The 16318-nt window shown below is 42.2% G+C and carries 20 protein-coding genes; 17 read left to right on the forward strand and 3 right to left on the reverse strand.

Features of this window, described 5'->3' with window-relative positions:
* Positions 1-191: 191 nt before the first annotated feature.
* The 14 genes from mraY (at position 192) to MKZ16_RS14715 (ending at position 11373) form a co-directional block, all read left to right on the forward strand.
* Positions 192-1145, forward strand: coding sequence for a phospho-N-acetylmuramoyl-pentapeptide-transferase (gene mraY, locus MKZ16_RS14650; RefSeq protein WP_076106509.1), 954 nt, complete (start codon positions 192-194; stop codon positions 1143-1145).
* A gap of 106 nt (positions 1146-1251) precedes the next feature.
* Positions 1252-1563, forward strand: a complete 312-nt coding sequence (locus MKZ16_RS14655) for a winged helix-turn-helix transcriptional regulator (RefSeq protein WP_051491476.1) — start codon at positions 1252-1254, stop codon at positions 1561-1563.
* Between the two features lie 81 nt (positions 1564-1644).
* Positions 1645-2814, forward strand: a complete 1170-nt coding sequence (locus tag MKZ16_RS14660; RefSeq protein ID WP_076106507.1) for an MFS transporter — start codon at positions 1645-1647, stop codon at positions 2812-2814.
* 152 nt (positions 2815-2966) lie between these two features.
* The gene (locus MKZ16_RS14665) at positions 2967-3587 is read left to right on the forward strand and encodes a thermonuclease family protein (protein ID WP_076106505.1); all 621 of its coding nucleotides are present in this window, start codon (positions 2967-2969) and stop codon (positions 3585-3587) included.
* 67 nt (positions 3588-3654) lie between these two features.
* The gene (locus MKZ16_RS14670) at positions 3655-4098 is read left to right on the forward strand and encodes an NUDIX hydrolase (protein WP_038574424.1); all 444 of its coding nucleotides are present in this window, start codon (positions 3655-3657) and stop codon (positions 4096-4098) included.
* Positions 4099-4201: 103 nt separating this feature from the next.
* Positions 4202-5305 carry a PRK06851 family protein gene (locus MKZ16_RS14675; protein WP_076106503.1) on the forward strand — a complete coding sequence of 368 codons (1104 nt, stop codon included), beginning with the start codon at positions 4202-4204 and terminating at the stop codon, positions 5303-5305.
* A 148-nt stretch (positions 5306-5453) separates the two neighbouring features.
* Positions 5454-6170, forward strand: a complete 717-nt coding sequence (locus MKZ16_RS14680; RefSeq protein ID WP_076106501.1) for an AzlC family ABC transporter permease — start codon at positions 5454-5456, stop codon at positions 6168-6170.
* The gene (locus MKZ16_RS14685) at positions 6167-6478 is read left to right on the forward strand and encodes an AzlD domain-containing protein (RefSeq protein ID WP_036686713.1); all 312 of its coding nucleotides are present in this window, start codon (positions 6167-6169) and stop codon (positions 6476-6478) included. The genes MKZ16_RS14680 and MKZ16_RS14685 overlap by 4 nt, the downstream gene beginning before the upstream one ends.
* Positions 6479-6509: 31 nt before the next feature.
* Positions 6510-8009 carry a PLP-dependent aminotransferase family protein gene (locus MKZ16_RS14690; RefSeq protein ID WP_076106499.1) on the forward strand — a complete coding sequence of 500 codons (1500 nt, stop codon included), beginning with the start codon at positions 6510-6512 and terminating at the stop codon, positions 8007-8009.
* Between the two features lie 36 nt (positions 8010-8045).
* Positions 8046-9035, forward strand: a complete 990-nt coding sequence (locus tag MKZ16_RS14695; protein ID WP_076106497.1) for an ROK family protein — start codon at positions 8046-8048, stop codon at positions 9033-9035.
* Between the two features lie 18 nt (positions 9036-9053).
* Positions 9054-9386 carry a PQ-loop domain-containing transporter gene (locus MKZ16_RS14700; RefSeq protein WP_080742697.1) on the forward strand — a complete coding sequence of 111 codons (333 nt, stop codon included), beginning with the start codon at positions 9054-9056 and terminating at the stop codon, positions 9384-9386.
* Between the two features lie 31 nt (positions 9387-9417).
* Positions 9418-10308 (forward strand): serine/threonine protein kinase, encoded by an 891-nt coding sequence (locus MKZ16_RS14705; RefSeq protein WP_076106495.1) that lies wholly within the window; start codon positions 9418-9420, stop codon positions 10306-10308.
* 47 nt (positions 10309-10355) lie between these two features.
* A complete protein-coding gene (locus MKZ16_RS14710) occupies positions 10356-10775 on the forward strand; it encodes an NUDIX domain-containing protein (RefSeq protein ID WP_339815845.1) in 420 nt (139 codons plus the stop codon).
* A 64-nt stretch (positions 10776-10839) separates the two neighbouring features.
* Positions 10840-11373 (forward strand): hypothetical protein, encoded by a 534-nt coding sequence (locus tag MKZ16_RS14715; RefSeq protein ID WP_076106492.1) that lies wholly within the window; start codon positions 10840-10842, stop codon positions 11371-11373.
* 12 nt (positions 11374-11385) lie between these two features.
* Here the strand turns inward: MKZ16_RS14715 and MKZ16_RS14720 are convergent, their stop codons facing one another.
* Positions 11386-11820: a DUF4395 domain-containing protein gene (locus MKZ16_RS14720; protein WP_076106490.1), complete on the reverse strand. Its 435-nt coding sequence runs from the start codon at positions 11818-11820 to the stop codon at positions 11386-11388.
* A gap of 96 nt (positions 11821-11916) precedes the next feature.
* Here MKZ16_RS14720 and MKZ16_RS14725 point away from each other — a divergent pair, with 96 nt between their 5' ends.
* From MKZ16_RS14725 to MKZ16_RS14735, 3 genes are all read left to right on the forward strand, one after another.
* The gene (locus tag MKZ16_RS14725; RefSeq protein WP_179090038.1) at positions 11917-12057 is read left to right on the forward strand and encodes a hypothetical protein; all 141 of its coding nucleotides are present in this window, start codon (positions 11917-11919) and stop codon (positions 12055-12057) included.
* A 915-nt stretch (positions 12058-12972) separates the two neighbouring features.
* Positions 12973-13542 carry a TetR/AcrR family transcriptional regulator gene (locus MKZ16_RS14730; protein ID WP_076107125.1) on the forward strand — a complete coding sequence of 190 codons (570 nt, stop codon included), beginning with the start codon at positions 12973-12975 and terminating at the stop codon, positions 13540-13542.
* 50 nt (positions 13543-13592) lie between these two features.
* Positions 13593-15047 carry a DHA2 family efflux MFS transporter permease subunit gene (locus MKZ16_RS14735; protein WP_036685000.1) on the forward strand — a complete coding sequence of 485 codons (1455 nt, stop codon included), beginning with the start codon at positions 13593-13595 and terminating at the stop codon, positions 15045-15047.
* A gap of 69 nt (positions 15048-15116) precedes the next feature.
* Here MKZ16_RS14735 and MKZ16_RS14740 read toward each other — a convergent pair whose 3' ends face one another.
* Together MKZ16_RS14740 and MKZ16_RS14745 are read right to left on the reverse strand one after the other, a co-directional pair.
* The gene (locus MKZ16_RS14740; protein ID WP_143759115.1) at positions 15117-15527 is read right to left on the reverse strand and encodes a hypothetical protein; all 411 of its coding nucleotides are present in this window, start codon (positions 15525-15527) and stop codon (positions 15117-15119) included.
* A gap of 209 nt (positions 15528-15736) precedes the next feature.
* Positions 15737-16264: a hypothetical protein gene (locus tag MKZ16_RS14745; protein ID WP_339815848.1), complete on the reverse strand. Its 528-nt coding sequence runs from the start codon at positions 16262-16264 to the stop codon at positions 15737-15739.
* Positions 16265-16318 lie beyond the last annotated feature (54 nt).

Consider the following 16318-nt stretch of genomic DNA (forward strand, 5'->3'; position numbering starts at 1 on the left):
CAAGTTTATGCTTTGGGATCTGCTTATAGAAAACTCTCAGCTGTTACACAGCAGAAAACAGGAAATAAAAATAGAATAATTTCTCTTTATCAACAGATGAAAAGAGTACATAATTACAGACGACCTCATTAACTCTAGAAATATTTTGTGAGTATTATAAATGATCTTTTCCAAAGAGGGGAGTTCGTTGTATGTATGGAATTCTGGCTGTTTCCGGCCTGTCTTTTCTTCTGGTGGCGGTATTTACACCTCTATTAATCTGGACGCTGCATAGACTGAGGTTAACGCAGCCGATTCGTGCCGAGCTTCCAGCAGATCATCAGGCCAAACGGGGTACACCACTAATGGCAGGGTTGATCCTGCTTATCGGGATAGCGATTTCGCTGCAGTTTCAACCCGGGCCTCTAATGTTACTCTTATGCGTTACGTTTTTGTTGTTTAGTTCAGTCGGATTTTTGGATGATTTCAAAAAGGCTTTTTGGCAAAATCCATCCGGCATCAGCGGCCGCTCAAAACTAGTGCTTCAATTTCTTTTTACTGGAATTATATTATATGTGTTGTTCCATTCGTTCGGCCTGACGAGTGATATCGAGTTATTTAAAGGGCAAAATCTGCATTTGCCTGTGTACCTTTATGTGGCCATCATTTTGCTGTTTGTGGTCGGCTCCGCGAATGCCATCAATTTTACAGATGGTCTCGATGGGCTACTGATCAATGTTGCCATACCGTCGTATTTTTTCTTTTTTATGATTTCGGACAAACCTGAAGTGCAGACATTTTCACTTGTTATGATCGGTTGTCTGCTAGGGCTTTTGCTTTACAATATTTATCCAGCAAGAGCGTTTATGGGCGATACTGGATCACTGGCGATCGGGGGCTCCCTTTCCGTTCTGGCTGTCATTGAGAAGGTTGAGCTTTTACTTCCAATTTTGTTTTTCGTTTATTTTGCGGAGCAGTTGTCGGTCATTTTACAAGTTTGGTACTACAAACGGACGAAGCTGCGGCTATTCCGGATGGCTCCGATTCATTACCACTTCAGCTTAAAATACGGATGGAGTGAGAACAAAATCGTGATGATTTTCGGTTTCATTTCGTGGGTATCCGTACTGCTTTGCTGGTTGATTTGGAAATATTTAATTCACTAAACGAACAATTCGATACGAAACATGAATCTACATAGTGTTATTGCAACAACGAGACATCGGCATCTTTTGTATTTACAAATCTATAAAAATAGATATAATGGAACACATGGAACCTTTAATGATATTCAAAGCGTTGTCTAACGAGACTCGTAGTCAAATTATGATGTGGCTAAAAACTCCCGAGGAGTTTTTTGATGAAAAGCCTTATTTACAACAAGGCCTAAATTTTCAAATCGGGATTTGCGTGGGCGATATTCAAGCTAAAGCGGGGCTTGCACAGTCGGTTATTTCGAGCTATCTATTGACCATGCAAAAAGCTGGTTTGCTGGAATCTGAGCGAATTGGGAAGTGGACGTATTATCGTCGAAACGAAAAGATAATTCAAGAATTTTCCGATTATATTAAAGAGAAACTATAGGAGAGAGGAGGAAGGGCTTTTTTTTGATAATACATATCTACAAATCTAAATATGTAAATATAAATGGAGGATTATTTTAAAATGAAAAAGGTTAACCCTTTACTTATTATTATTTTGGCTTTAGGCGTATTTGGCATTATTACAACGGAAATGGGGATTATAGGTGTTCTGCCACAGGTAACTCAAAAATTTAATATATCAACTTCTCAGTCTGGATGGCTTGTAAGTATATTTGCTTTAGTTGTTGCTATTTCAGGTCCATTTCTGACCTTATTGGCTTCTGGAATTAATCGTAAAGTAATTCTATTAACTGCCGTACTTATTTTTGCAATTTCAAATATTGTTTATGCGTATACGACCATGTTTGAAGTAATGCTGATTTTTCGTATTATCCCTGCTATTTTTCATCCCGTATTTTTTTCAGTTGCACTTGTTACCGCTGCCCAACTTGTCCCTCCGGAAAAGAGCACCAAAGCAGTTACAAAGGTTTTCGCCGGAATAACGGTCGGGTTTGCTTTTGGTGTGCCTTTGACTTCTTATCTCGCGGACAAAATTTCTTTAGAAGTCGCTTTTCTCTTTGGAGCTGTCGTAAGTATAATTGCCTTTTTAGGAATACTAGCTTGGCTTCCTTCCATGCCAGTTAAAGAAAAAATGTCTTATGGTAAACAACTTGCTATTTTACGCAAACCCCTATTGTGGTTAAATATTGTGGCAGTTATTTTTATCTTTGCAGCTATGTTTTCTGTGTACAGTTACTTTGCTGAATATCTTGGGCAGGTAACACATATGAACGGGTCATGGATTAGTATCATGTTGATGGCCTTTGGGATAATCATGATTTTTGGGAATTTTTTATTTGGAAGCCTTTTGCATAAAGGCATTACAAAGACCGTTATCATGTTTCCATTGTTATATGCGGTAACTTACTTATTCGTATATTATCTAGGTTCTTATTTCCTTCCGATGGTTGTTATCATAATCATTTGGGGGGCAGTGCATTCCGGCGGACTGATTGTCAGTCAAGCATGGTTAACGACCGAAGCGAAAGAAGCTCCCGAATTCGGTAACAGCTTGTTTATCTCATTTTCTAACCTTGGAATTACTATAGGGACTGCTATCGGTGGTTGGTTTATTTCTCATGCAGGAATACATCAACTCATCTGGATCGGAATTATGTTTTCCCTGCTTGCTTTCTTATCGATCATAATCAAAATAAAGATTTCCAAATTAAACGTGGTGGAAGTAGAGTAAAGGCGAAACAGCGATAACCAAGTATCTTTTTTCTGGTACATGGCTGTCGCTGTTTTCTATGATTAGTATTACAGTCTTGTGTTTTTAAGTGTTTTAATTTATTTTTATTAGACCCCATGAAATTACATACGTGTATAAGAAAGAGGTTATCAATGAATAAGATTTATCTATTAAAAAGCTTTCTAGCTATCACACTCTTACTTGGAACAACAACTGCCTGCAACTTAGCCGAGCAGATTACTTTAGAACCAGTTCCAACGATTACGGCCGATTCCAGTTCTGGATTAGATTCTACGCCAGACAATACAACAGAGGACAACAAACGTTTAATAGATGCAAAGGTAACACGAGTAGTCGATGGTGACACCATGAAGCTGACTATAGGCGGCAAAAAGGAAACCATTCGTTTATTGCTGGTCGATACTCCAGAGTCAGTGAATCCGAATATCCCCGAACCACAGCCATTTTCGCTAGAAGCTTCTGATTTCGCCAAAAAGATGCTTACGGATAAAGATGTACAAATTGAACTAGATGTATCGGAGCGGGACAAATATGGCCGCCTACTTTGTTACCTCTATATAGATGGGAAAATGTTCAATGAGATTCTGCTAGAGCAGGGTTATGCACGTGTAGCCTATGTATTTGTACCTAACACAAAATATGTTGATCAATTTAGAGCGATTCAGGATAAGGCGCGAGAGCGGGGAATAGGTATTTGGAGCATTGAAAATTACGCGCAAGACAAAGGTTTTCATGTGCAGAAAAAGAAATGAACTTCTATTAACGTAGGGTATTTGAGCCTATTAGAAGACAGGGGATAGTTTATTGAGCGATTATATTATGGAGTTAAGAAAGCTGGTAGGTACCAGACCGCTTATAATGGCAGGAGCCTGTGTTTTATTGTGCAGCAATCATCAATTATTATTGCAACGTAGAACGGACAACGGGTGCTGGGGTTTGCCAGGTGGTTCAATGGAGCTTGGGGAGACTTTAGAAGAGGTCGCTAAGAGGGAGCTTTTTGAGGAAACAGGCTTAACAGCCAAAGTTCTTGATTTGTTCGACATGTTCTCTGGAAAAGATCTTTATTATAAATACCCGCACGGTGATGAAGTATATAATGTTGTGGCTGCATATCTATGCACGGACTTTGATGGGGCGCTAAAAGTAGATGGAATTGAGGTGCAAGAATTGCGTTTTTTTAGTTATGAAGAATTGCCAAGCGAGCTGTCTCCTCCAGATGTTCCCGTCATTAAGAGGTTTATGGATCGTTTTGTTTGTAACTGAACCGGCTAACGAAACCACATCTCACTCAAAACGTCACCTTTCCCTGGGTACATTAATAAGATGAACAATGAAACATGACATCAGCCCGGAAAGGTGTGCGATTATGGACGGAACAATCCTGAATTTCTTTGCTGGCGGCAACACAGCTCACGGCTTCTCTAACCTCTATGAGTCGTCATTGCAAGATTTAACGCGTTTGTTTGTTTTAAAAGGAGGCCCCGGTACGGGGAAAACTAGAATCATTCGAGAAATCGGAGATCTTCTGGCTCAACAAGGTTATGAGATCTGGTTAATTCACGCAGCGTCAGATAATGATTCACTCGACGGAGTGGTTATTCCTGAATTAAAAGTAGGAATTATAGATGGTACTGCTCCACGGGTCATTAAGCCAGAATTGCCTGAAGAGGCCATCGTACATGTGAATTTGGAGCAGGCCGTCGATACGCTCCAGTTAAGCCAGCGTTGTGTTGAGATCGACAGCTTAGTTGATCAGTACACGGAAGAGCATGAACTCGCTTATTCAGGCTTTGCTGAAGCACTCCGCATTCATGACGAGTGGGAAGCGATTTATATTGCGACAATGAATTTCCAAGCCGCTGATGAGCTGACTCAGGAGTATATTCAACTTCTGTATGGTGATCAGAACTTCGAAAAAGTAAGCCGGGTGGATCACCGTTTTTTAGGTGCAGCTACGCCTAAGGGTGCAGTGGATTTTGTACCTAATTTAACCGCAGGACTAAAAAGATATCTTGTAAAAGGTCGCGCGGGATCCGGTAAATCTACACTTTTAAAAAAATTGGCAGCTGAAGGAATAAAACGTGGTGTCAATGTTGAGATTTACCACTGTGGTTTCGATCCGAACAGTCTTGATATGATTATCGTACGCGAGCTTGGGTTTGCTATTTTTGACAGCACAGCTCCGCATGAGTATTTCCCTGACCGTGCCACCGACGAGATTGTTGATATGTATTCACGGTGCATACAGCCAGGTACGGATGAAGCTTTTGCCGAAGCCATCGCAGGTATTAAAGAGCGATATTCCAGCACCATGAAACAATCCATTCAACATCTGACAGATGCCAAAGTATTTTTGGATGAGTTAAAGACAATCTATGCCGCAGCTACAGATTTTGACCATGTAGATCAGATTAAATCCCAAATTCAACAAGAAATCAGCGGGATTGTGGAAAGTCCTCAGGAGGTTTAACCTTCATTAAAGATCGCTCTCTTAGCGGGCGGTCTTTTTTCTATGTCAAGAAATTGGTATGGTACATACGCACCCATGCGGTTATTTCCACAAGAATTGTATCCAAGTATGCTCTCTCTAGGGACAACGATAAGGGAGAGAGAAACTTATGAGTGATCAGAAAGTGATGTTTAGAAAGGGTCTTAAGGATTCTGTAGCTATTGTTGCAGGATTTATTCCTGCTTGTTTTACGTTTGGATTGGTCGGTATGGGATTAGGCCTAGGGAGTCTGGAAGTGTTCTTATTGTCAGCGCTCGTATTTGCGGGAGCCAGCCAATTTATTGGCGTGAAAATGCTTGCTGCTGGGGCCGCCGCTCCAATGATCCTGCTGCTTACGTTGATCATTAATTTAAGATATTTGTTTATCAGCCTATCTTTTGGGGGTCAGCTTGACCGTACAATCAATCCTCTGGCCAAAGTCTGGATTGGGTTTAGTTTAACAGAAGAAGTGTACGCTGTTAGTATGATCCCCCGCAATCATTCAAAAGAAAATATAACTCTTCCATATTTGCTGGGTCTACAAATTCCTCCGTATATAGCAAATTTGCTGGCAACAGCTGCGGGAATATCGCTGGCATCCTACATTCCGGCTATATACTTACCTGCTTTGAACACCTCATTGTATGCCTTACTGATAGCACTAATAGTGCCACAACTAAAGGGAAGCATTCGGAATTTGGCCATATGTTTAGCAGCGGCGGGTTCTTCATGGCTTCTACATCCCGTACTTGGAAACTCCTCGATACTTGCAGCTATGTTAATTGGTATGGCAGTAGGCTCCTTATTTCGAGAGCAAGCTGAAGTAGAAAAGGAGGTATCCGTATGACTATTCTGATCATTATCGGGATGGCAATCCTTACATTTTCATTTCGTTTTGTACCTTTGCTGCTGACAAAGCATACGAATGGCTCTTCCAAAGTCCAAGCTTTGTTGGAATATTTGCCTATCGCGGTTCTTAGTGCTTTAACGGTTCCTGGGATATTTCAGGTGGACGCAGATGACAATCTTGTAGGTATCGCTTCGGGGATAGTCGCTGTTATACTGGTATTAATTAGGAAAATCCCGCTGTTACTCGTGATCTTAGGTGCTGTTTCTGCAGCACTAATTGTAAAAATCCTTACTATGAACCATTAAGAAAACCCGGATTAGAAGGGTAGGAAATCTTATGAAGCATGAATTGCTGATTACTCTCGATAAACAAAGACCCATTCCATTAAGCCGTCAAATTTATGAGCAGGTTCGTAATGCTATCCATTCAGGAGCTTTAAGTGGGGGGGATTCACTGCCTCCATCAAGGACTTTGGCTAATCAACTGGAAGTATCCAGAAGTGTAATTCTTCAATCCTACGAGCTACTTCAAGCAGAGGGGTATCTGGAGATGAGAAAAGGGGCAGGAACCTATATAGCGGGGCTGCCGGTGGAGGAGAAAGACCCCCAGGATTCTGAGAACCCTTACAATTTTATAACGAAGGGTCCTGATTTCCTTACCCTCAATCCTTCTTCTATTATAGAAAACGACTTGAACACAGTATTATGTAATTTTCGGCACGGTGTACCTGCATGGGACGCTTTTCCAATGGATCAGTGGCAAAAAGCATTAATGAATGCCTGTCGTCGTGCATCTCCTGATACTTTGGGTTACGGCCCGGTCGAGGGCTCTTTGGGACTACGCCAAGAGATTGCACGTTTATTACGGTCCACACGTTCGATGCCCGTGGTTCCGGAGCAAATTGTGATTACATCCGGGGCAACGCAGGCATTGGATATATTATCGAGAATTTTTGTTTCAAAAGGTGATCATGTTGTTGTTGAAGATCCATCACATAACGTTGTGCGGGAGATTTTTTCGTTCGCTGGAGCGGTGGTTACACCCATCAGAGTTGACCTAGAGGGTATCTCCGTAGATGAGCTCCAAGCAAGCTGTGATCACATCAAAGAAGGTCCTCATAAAAAACCAAAACTAGCTTATGTCACTCCTTCGCATCAGTTTCCTTTCGGGGTGACCCTGTCGATGAAACGAAGAGTGCAGTTACTGGAATGGGCCAAAGCCAATCAAGCTTTTATTATTGAAGATGATTATGATAGTGAATACAGGTACGAGGGTCCGAAGCTATCATCACTTGCTGGACTAGATGTTGACGGTAGAGTAATTTATGTAGGCAGTTTTAGTAAAGTGTTATTTCCTTCTCTGCGCATAGGTTATGTAGTATTGCCTCCGACTCTGATTCAACCTTTTTTGGCGGTCAAATGGATAACAGATCGTATGTCTTCTGCTTTGGATCAGGAAGCGTTGGCGGAATTTATTCAGAATGGACATTATGCGAGGCATGTTACGCAGATGGGGAAACTTTATGCTGCCCGCAGGGCTTGTCTAGTAAAAAGTTTGGATGCTGAATTTGGCAGTCGTGTCCGCTATTATGGGGAAGAGGCGGGTCTTCATTTATTGATTGAGCTGGAATCTGGTGCCGAAGAGCATCGTATAGCTGAATTGGCGTTGCGATATGGAGTTCGGGTCTATCCTGCGTCTTCTTATTTTGTGGGCAGTAAACCTCAAGGTCCTGTCTTTCTACTTGGTTATTCTAATCTCACCGAGAATCAGATTAAGGTGGGTGTGAACCGCTTGATGTTAGCTGAAACGGAAGCGGCAGTTAGTACTAGAACTTAATCGAAAGCGATAGATTATCTAATTCTGGAGGTTTTTATGAAACGGTATATGTTAGGGATTGATCTTGGCGGAACCAATATTAAAGCAGGGATTTACGATACTGATTTTATAGCTGTTAAAGAAAGATCTATACCAACAGAGGCTGCTAAGGGCCCAGCCCATGTGTTGGGACGTATTAGAGAAGCCGTACGTTTAATCACGGATGAAGCGAATATTCCATTAGATTTGGTAGAAGGAATGGGAATCGGAGTGCCAGGATTACTTGATCCGGTAGCGGGAATTTCTTTTTTTTCACCGAATTTTCCGGATTGGGAGCATGTACATGTTGTAGATGAGATGAAAAAATTCTATGACTTTCCTACTTTTATTGATAATGATGTTAGGGTTAATCTTTATGGTGAATGGCAACAAGGTGCAGGAAGAGGGTATAACAATCTGGTTCTGATTACATTGGGAACGGGATTAGGGTCAGGTATCGTGAATGACGGAAAAGTGATCTACGGTACGTCTTATAGCGCTGGTGAAATTGGGCATATGAATATGTACAGGAACGGACGTCCCTGCAAATGTGGAAGCTCCGGTTGTTTAGGGCGATATGTGTCCGCGATTGGCATGGTGAATACTTTTAAAGAGAAGCTGAAAGAAGGTCGAACAAGTATTATTCAGACTTGGACTAAGGATCAAGATGAGAAAATTACCGCGTTAATGATATCTGAGGCTTACGAACTTGGAGACGCTCTCTCTGTGGAAGTAATGCAGGAGACTGGAGCTATACTTGGATTTGGATTAGCGAATGTTGTGAATATCCTCAACCCGGATCTTATTATTGTAGGTGGGGGAATGGCAGCGGCGGGAGATAAATTGCTCCAACCCGTAAGAGAGACTGTGCATCAGCATGCGTTGAAGCTATCAAGCAGGAAGTGTGAAATTGTTCAAGCAGAGCTTGGGAGTCGGGCAGGAACTATAGGTGCGGCCTCTTATGCGTATAGTAAGCTGCAAGATGCAGGGAAATTAAACTTTGCTTAGTGTTATTTGTTTTTTTACATGAAATGGAACCAGATCGAGCCGCCCGGAATACAACTGTATAAAATCCGTGGAGGTGCTCTTATGTTTGCAATCATGCAATTAATAGGTGGAGTGATTCTTTCTTTGGGATGGATCCCGCAGATTGTTCAAATCCTCAAATCAAAATCCGTAGCCGATTTAAATCTAAAATCGTATTTACTTATGCTGCTCGGGATTAGTCTAATGGAAGCTTATGCGATCAGTTTGGCGGTTACGGGGGTTGGATTAGCTTTTTTGATTACGAATACGATGTCTTTATGTGTTGTATTGCTGGTTATTATTCTAGTGATTAAATATCGAACAAGACAATGAATGAAGCTTATAAATTTAATCTAGATAGTGAATGCAGGAGGTTAATTTGCGCGAAAAAAATTATACATATGAAATCGATGCGGTAACTTTTCAATTGCAGGAAGCCTGTGATTTTGTTTGGTTAACTAAGCTGGGAAAAGTGTTTAAAGTGTTCGATCAGCAAGACTCCGGAAATCTTTCTTTTGGTGTGGAGCAGGATGGAAAGAAGTTTTTTGTGAAATTTGCTGGAGCGAGACCTTTGACTTATGCCGGCAATCCTCAGGATGCTGTTAACCGTTTAATTGAAGCTATTCCGTTATATAACGAACTTAGATCTGATGCACTGATCACGCTACTGTCGCATTATGAGGTTGAGTCAGGGTATGTAGCAGTCTTTGATTGGTTTGCAGGTGAATGTTTACATTCGCATTGGCTATTTGCGGGAGAAGCGAAGCTGAGTCATCCGGAGTCGCCTTTTTTTCGTTATAAGCAATTATCCGTTGAAAAACGTCTGTCTTCATTAGATGTAATCTTTTCGTTTCATGAACATGTTGAGTGTCGAGGGTATGCAGCTGTGGATTTTTATGACGGAAGTATTTTATATGATTTTGTAAACGATGAAACTAAAATTTGTGATATTGATTATTATAGACTAAAGCCTACTGTAAATGATCTGGGAGAGAACTTCTGGGGTTCATCCAGATTCAAGTCACCGGAAGAGTTTAGCTTGGATGCGCCGATTGATGAAGTTACGAATGTATTTAATATGGGCGCCACAGCATTTGTTTTATTAGGAGGAGCATCCGATCGATCGTTTGTAAAATGGGAATCCAGTCAAGCCCTCTACGAGGTAGCTTTACGGGCCGTCAGTGCGGTGAGGGAGCAGCGGTATCGGAATGTAGCAGAATTTAAATTGGCTTGGGATGCGGCAAGGACTGTTTGAGGCTGGTGGGAAGGCGAGGGATATAAATGCAGGTAAACTTTTTTGAGTTGGATAAGGAAGAAGAAGTTGAGCTGAAGTACGTTGTTATTATGGTTAAACATGGTGAAGAATGGATCTTAGCGAGACATCAGGACCGTTCGACGTGGGAGTTTGCCGGAGGGCATATAGAGGTTGGCGAAATCCCGGAGCAGGCTGCTGCCAGAGAATTATATGAAGAAACGGGTGCGGAACAATTCTCACTTTTTCCAATAGCTATTTATAGGGTCACTAGTATCGACGCTCCAGAAAATTATGGTAAGTTATATTTTGCAAATGTGGAACAGTTCGCAGAACTTCCTCCTTATGAGATGGCAGAAATCAGAGGATTTACTGAGATACCAAAAGAGCTGACGTATCCCTTGATTTACCCAGCTTTGATATCAAAAGTTCAGGATTTCATTAACCATTCATCTTCAGCTGAAAGATAAGAATGATAGCCCTGCTGTTGTCACATGATATGATTAATAAATAGAACAAGCAGGAGGGATTTCATTGAAAAGAGACATTCAGCATGTACCCTATGGCTATGAGCCACCAGTTGAGCAACGTAAAGGGACTTTAGTGTTTTACGATTCTTTTGAACATATAACAGATCAAGAGCTTGAAGTGGCGGCAAAAACTGCAGCAGACCGGCGTTTCACTAAACTGGTGTTATATCCACTTCATGAGGAAACGGTGCGACGGATGACCAAAGAGCCGGTGAGCGCTTATTATAAGCGAGAGGACCGGCTGCATGAATGGAAAAGAGAGCAAGGACGTAGCTTTATCACGGTAGAGAGTTTGGAAGGGAAGCGAAAAAAGTATACTCCGCTTGATACTGCGCTGCGGCATCTTTTGGAGATCTATTCTTCGCCGATTTTTCTGTATTTAACGCCTGAGGTGGCGAATCAGTTTGCGTCTTATTCTTCTTTTGAAGAGTGGATTGTAAAAATTCGGTTATTGTTGCCAGCTGCACCTTCCTCACTGCATCCACGGTTACTAAAATTTCGCCATCGCTGGGATGTTATTGGAGAAGAGAAAGATTAAGAATTAACAAATTTAATTTGTGCTGCTTTGTTTACGTCTGTAATTGTACATTCTCCATTGATAATGGATAAAACATCCGATACAAAAACCTAGGATTGCCACAGTGGCAGCCACTGCAACGAGCGCTGTGAAAATGTAAGCTGCGATCGTCCAGCCAACGATGAAGCTGATTAGACCCCCTGCGAGGCAGAAGACAGCTATGCTTTGATTAAACTGTTGTTGTGACCAGTCTTCGAGTACATAGTGGGAACGCTCTTTTGTCAGAAACCTGGCAGCCAGCTTAATGATGGGATTATAACTGAACAAAAGACCGAGCAATCCGGCAAACAAGGGCAGCGCTAGTATCCAGTGTTGTCCTGTTAGCCATGTTAATATTACAGAAATGACGATAAACGCCTGATTAGTTTTTACTAATGGTCGGGGAATTCCTTTGGGCACATTTTGCATTTTATTCACACCTTTCTCATTGGAATAATTATAGTATACGCTGGGATTGGGGGAATGGGAAGTAGATAATTTCGTGCGAGAGTGGATTAGTGAGGGATGGAGAAGGTATGGAGATGGCTGGAAGCGGATGGGGAAGATGGGGCGGATGGAGGTAGGTGGAGCAGATGGAGCGAATGGGGGCAGATGGAGCTGATGGAGCTGATGGAGCAGATGGAGCAGATGGAGCAGATGGAGTAAATGGGCTGGATGGAGGCAGGTGCTAATTTATTGAGAAAATACAGATGGACATTAATAGCATCCCACCCACCTAGCATGTTACGTCCTCATCTCCTCTCGACAGCACATTGGGCCTTCTCTCCTTTACCGCATCTGGTTCACTCCATTTCCTTCAGTCCAACTGATCCACTCTATCTCCTTCACTCCATCGGACTCCAGAGTCCTTATTTGCTCGAAAAGTAACCTTTTGAAAGATTAACGGACCCCAATGCAGCTATGAGCACAAAAAGGGATGAAAACAGCCCGGTTTGAGTGGAATAGCGACGGTGAGGTCCGAAAATGTGTCCAAAAGCCGGATTTAGCGCAAATAGCTGCATCTGAGTCCGATAGAAATGTTAGCTTGAGAGCAAAGTGTAGTACATGGAAAACAAAAGTGTGGGAGTAAGTGCGAAGCAAGGGAGTACACGGACAAATGCATGCGCGGAAAGAACTAACGAAGCTAATAGCTCGATGAGAAGTAAATGTGATGTAGAAGGATGCTCGAAGTTAGGAGCCATCGGACCCCAGAGTCCTTATTTGCTCGAAATGTAACCTTTTGAAAGATTAACGGACCCCAATGCAACTATGAGCACAAAAAGGGAGGAAATCAGCTCCCTATGAGCGGAATAGCGTCGCTCAGGTCCGAAAATGTGTCCAAAAGCCCGTTTTAGCACAAATAGCTGCATCTGAGTCCGATAGGGAGGATGGAGCTAAACCAACCCAACCCAACCCAACCCAACCCAACCCAACCCAACCCAACCCAACCCAACCCAACCCAACCTCCACGATCTTCCACCAAAATTACTTTGAATTTAAGTAATTTATGTGTTGACATATCTCTTTAAAATATGGTTTTATTATGTAGACCAATTGTTATAATGCAAAGGAAGTGTCAGCTTGTCGAACAAGCCGAATACGCGTGAGGCGATTTTGGACACCGCTTCGAAATTGTTTTTTTCTCAGGGATATCATGCAACAGGACTGAATCAGATTATTAAAGACAGCGACTCGCCGAAGGGATCTCTTTATTACTACTTTCCTCACGGTAAAGAAGAACTGGCTTTAACATGTATTAACCGGACTAGTGAAGTTGTCGCACAGAAGCTTAGACATCATATGGAGAACAGCAAGAGTGCGTCTGAGGCAATGGAGGATTTCATTCTAGGAATGGCTAAAGATGCAGTGGAATCCTCATACGAGGGGATAGTTCCGTTTAGTTTTTGGTTGGCGGCGGAAACATCCTGTATTAGTGAAGAGCTGCGGACAGCATGTAAATCTGTGTTTATGGACTTGCAGGATGTGATCAAGAAACGTCTTTTGGATGAAGGCGTAGAGAACAAGCCCGCGGCCGATATGGCTTCAGTGGTAATCTCTTTATTTGAAGGGGCGCTTCTCCAGACGCTGACTTTTCGGGATGAACAACCGCTTCTCGCGGCGGCAAAGATTATCCCAGCAATACTTGGTTAGATACAGACAAATAGACAAGATTATCAGGAGGATTAAGGGTGGAAGCAACTATGCAAGGGAATCAACAAAAAGAGGTCAAGAAGTTTAAGACTATTCCGATTCTTGTCTCTTTATTACTAGCAGGTTTTATCGGAATGTTCAGTGAAACGGCATTAAATGTTGCTTTAAGCGATCTAATGAATGTCCTACAAATTACCCCAGCAACAGCACAATGGTTGACAACAGCTTATCTGCTTACACTGGGTATATTAGTACCAATTTCGGGGATGCTGCTTCAATGGTTCTCGACGAGACAGCTGTTTATAGCGGCTTTATGTTTTTCAATTCTAGGAACATTCCTAGCAGCAGTCTCACCTAACTTTGAGTTCTTACTTACAGCAAGAGTGGTTCAAGCTATGGGAACAGCGCTTCTGTTGCCACTGATGTTTAATACAATCCTTATCATCATTGCTCCTGAAAAACGGGGGGCTGCAATGGGGATGATCGGACTGGTTATCATGGTTGCTCCGGCGATTGGACCTACCATTGCTGGACTTCTTATTGAAAGCCTCAGCTGGCACTGGATTTTCTGGTTGTCATTGCCATTCTTAGTGATTGCATTGATATTTGGGATTCTGTTCATGCAGAATGTAACAAAGGTGACGAAACCGAAAATTGATATCCTCTCCATTGTGTTATCTTCACTCGGGTTTGGCGGTATCGTGTTTGGTTTCAGCAGCGCGGGTGAAGAAGCGGGCTGGGGAAGTCCGAAAGTGATCATTGCGATCATCGTAGGTGTAGTAGCATTGTTATTGTTTGGACTTCGTCAAATGAAGATGAAGGAGCCAATGATTAATCTGCGTGCTTTTAAATATCCAATGTTCGCTATTGGTGTAGCTATGGTATTTATCTGTATGATGGTTATTCTGTCCTCCATGCTGATTCTTCCGATGTACCTTCAACAAGGACAAGGTTATACAGCTTTCAAAGCGGGTCTATTGCTGCTTCCAGGCGGAATTATAAACGGATTGATGTCCCCAATTATGGGTCGTATGTTTGATAAATACGGTCCGAAATGGCTCGTTATTCCAGGTCTGATTATTGCAGCGGTAGCCTTGTGGTTCTTCTCCAGTATTAGTGTAGCTTCTACGGTTGTGTTCGTAATCGTACTTCACAGTACGCTTATGATTGGTATTTCGATGGTATTTATGCCGGCACAAACAAATGGTATTAACCAGTTACCACTAGAGCTATATCCAGATGGTACAGCTATCATGAATACACTGCAGCAGGTTGCTGGTGCAATTGGTACTGCATTAGCAGTCAGCATTATGTCCGCGGGTTCAAAAAGCTATATGAAAACTGTAGAGAACCCAGCAGATCCAGCTAATATGTTACCTGCGTTCACGAACGGTGTACAAAATGCTTTTATTTTCGGAATGAGTATGGCGATTGTAGGACTAATTCTTGCTTTCTTCATAAAAAGAGTAGTTGTTAATCATAAAATGAATACTCCAATGCATTAATAATTAGAGGAATTCGATTAAAAGGAGTGCTAACTGGCAACAGTTCTAGCACTCCTTTTTTGTCGTCAATCATTGTGTCCATTCCATCATATATACTCGTTTTAATTCCACGTTAAGGATCACGATACAGTAGCTATCATCATCTTTTTTCTTATAGTAATACAATCCACTTTCTTTGAGTTCTATGGGGTTAGCCTGAAATAATTTTTCGTATTTGGCTTTTTCATTTGGATAAATGGCTATCACGGAATCTTTGAAACTTGATATTCTCTCTTTTAAGGGGGCAATGGATTCAACAGTGAGGGGATGCCAAGATGTTGCATCTTTGATTTCTTTGAATTGCTTATCGTTATAATCTAATACGTAATAGCTTTCGCCATCCCCATGGAGACTGGGTGGACTTTCAAATATCACTTTTGACTCTGTAGGTTTAAAGATCGCTATTCCCCAATTTATCTTCCACGCCTCATAATAGGTCAAAGAACTGTTATGGAGCATATATCCAACGAAAATAACTATGAAAAGAACGAAAAACTCCAGATGGCTATTGTTGTTTTTTGCATGGTAGATCTCCTCAAAATGTCGCTTGTATTACCATTATTATACATGTGAGAGTGGGGAATAGGGAGGGAGTAAGGGGGGGGAATAAGAGGAACTTTACATACATAGATTTACGATGTATAGTTGTCCTAGGTATAAAAGGATAAATAATATTCATGTATACAGATATTAGTCATTGGACGAAGAAGCAAATCAACGGTATAAATCCCGTAGAATGAGCCGAGCCCGGTCCGAGGAGGCAAATCAACGGTATAAATCCCGTAGAATGAGCCGAATCCGGACCGAGGAAGCAAATCAACGGTATAAATCCCGTAGATTAAGCCCACGCCGGCCCGGGGGTGCAAATCAACGGTATAAATCCCGTAGAATGAGCCGAATCCGGACCGAGGAGGCAAATCAACGGTATAAATCCCGTAGAATGAGCCCACGCCGGCCCGGGGGTGCAAATCAACGGTATAAATCCCGTAGAATGAGCCGAGCCCGGTCCGAGGAGGCAAATCAACGGTATAAATCCCGTAGATTAAGCCCACGCCGGACCGAGGAAGCAAATCAACGGTATAAATCCCGTAGATTAAGCCCACGCCGGCCCGGGGGTGCAAATCAACGGTATAAATCCCGTAGAATGAGCCCAGTCCGGACCAAGGAAAGCAAATCAACGGTATAAATCCCGTAGAATGAGCCCACGCCGGCCCAGGGGTGCAAATCAACGG

The sequence above is a fragment of the Paenibacillus sp. FSL R5-0928 genome, assembly GCF_037970385.1.
Taxonomy (GTDB): domain Bacteria; phylum Bacillota; class Bacilli; order Paenibacillales; family Paenibacillaceae; genus Paenibacillus_AQ; species Paenibacillus_AQ odorifer.

Bases quoted from the DNA above. Each gene is read 5' to 3' on its own strand.
- MKZ16_RS14665 (WP_076106505.1), top strand. From the start codon at position 2,967: ATGAATAAGATTTATCTATTAAAAAGCTTTCTAGCTATCACACTCTTA.
- MKZ16_RS14675 (WP_076106503.1), top strand. From the start codon at position 4,202: ATGGACGGAACAATCCTGAATTTCTTTGCTGGCGGCAACACAGCTCAC.
- MKZ16_RS14695 (WP_076106497.1), top strand. From the start codon at position 8,046: ATGAAACGGTATATGTTAGGGATTGATCTTGGCGGAACCAATATTAAA.
- MKZ16_RS14720 (WP_076106490.1), bottom strand. From the start codon at position 11,820: ATGCAAAATGTGCCCAAAGGAATTCCCCGACCATTAGTAAAAACTAAT.
- MKZ16_RS14690 (WP_076106499.1), top strand. From the start codon at position 6,510: ATGAAGCATGAATTGCTGATTACTCTCGATAAACAAAGACCCATTCCA.
- MKZ16_RS14670 (WP_038574424.1), top strand. From the start codon at position 3,655: ATGGAGTTAAGAAAGCTGGTAGGTACCAGACCGCTTATAATGGCAGGA.
- MKZ16_RS14700 (WP_080742697.1), top strand. From the start codon at position 9,054: ATGAAATGGAACCAGATCGAGCCGCCCGGAATACAACTGTATAAAATC.
- MKZ16_RS14655 (WP_051491476.1), top strand. From the start codon at position 1,252: ATGGAACCTTTAATGATATTCAAAGCGTTGTCTAACGAGACTCGTAGT.
- MKZ16_RS14705 (WP_076106495.1), top strand. From the start codon at position 9,418: ATGCAGGAGGTTAATTTGCGCGAAAAAAATTATACATATGAAATCGAT.
- MKZ16_RS14685 (WP_036686713.1), top strand. From the start codon at position 6,167: ATGACTATTCTGATCATTATCGGGATGGCAATCCTTACATTTTCATTT.
- MKZ16_RS14660 (WP_076106507.1), top strand. From the start codon at position 1,645: ATGAAAAAGGTTAACCCTTTACTTATTATTATTTTGGCTTTAGGCGTA.
- MKZ16_RS14735 (WP_036685000.1), top strand. From the start codon at position 13,593: ATGCAAGGGAATCAACAAAAAGAGGTCAAGAAGTTTAAGACTATTCCG.
- MKZ16_RS14680 (WP_076106501.1), top strand. From the start codon at position 5,454: ATGAGTGATCAGAAAGTGATGTTTAGAAAGGGTCTTAAGGATTCTGTA.
- MKZ16_RS14725 (WP_179090038.1), top strand. From the start codon at position 11,917: ATGGAGAAGGTATGGAGATGGCTGGAAGCGGATGGGGAAGATGGGGCG.
- mraY (WP_076106509.1), top strand. From the start codon at position 192: ATGTATGGAATTCTGGCTGTTTCCGGCCTGTCTTTTCTTCTGGTGGCG.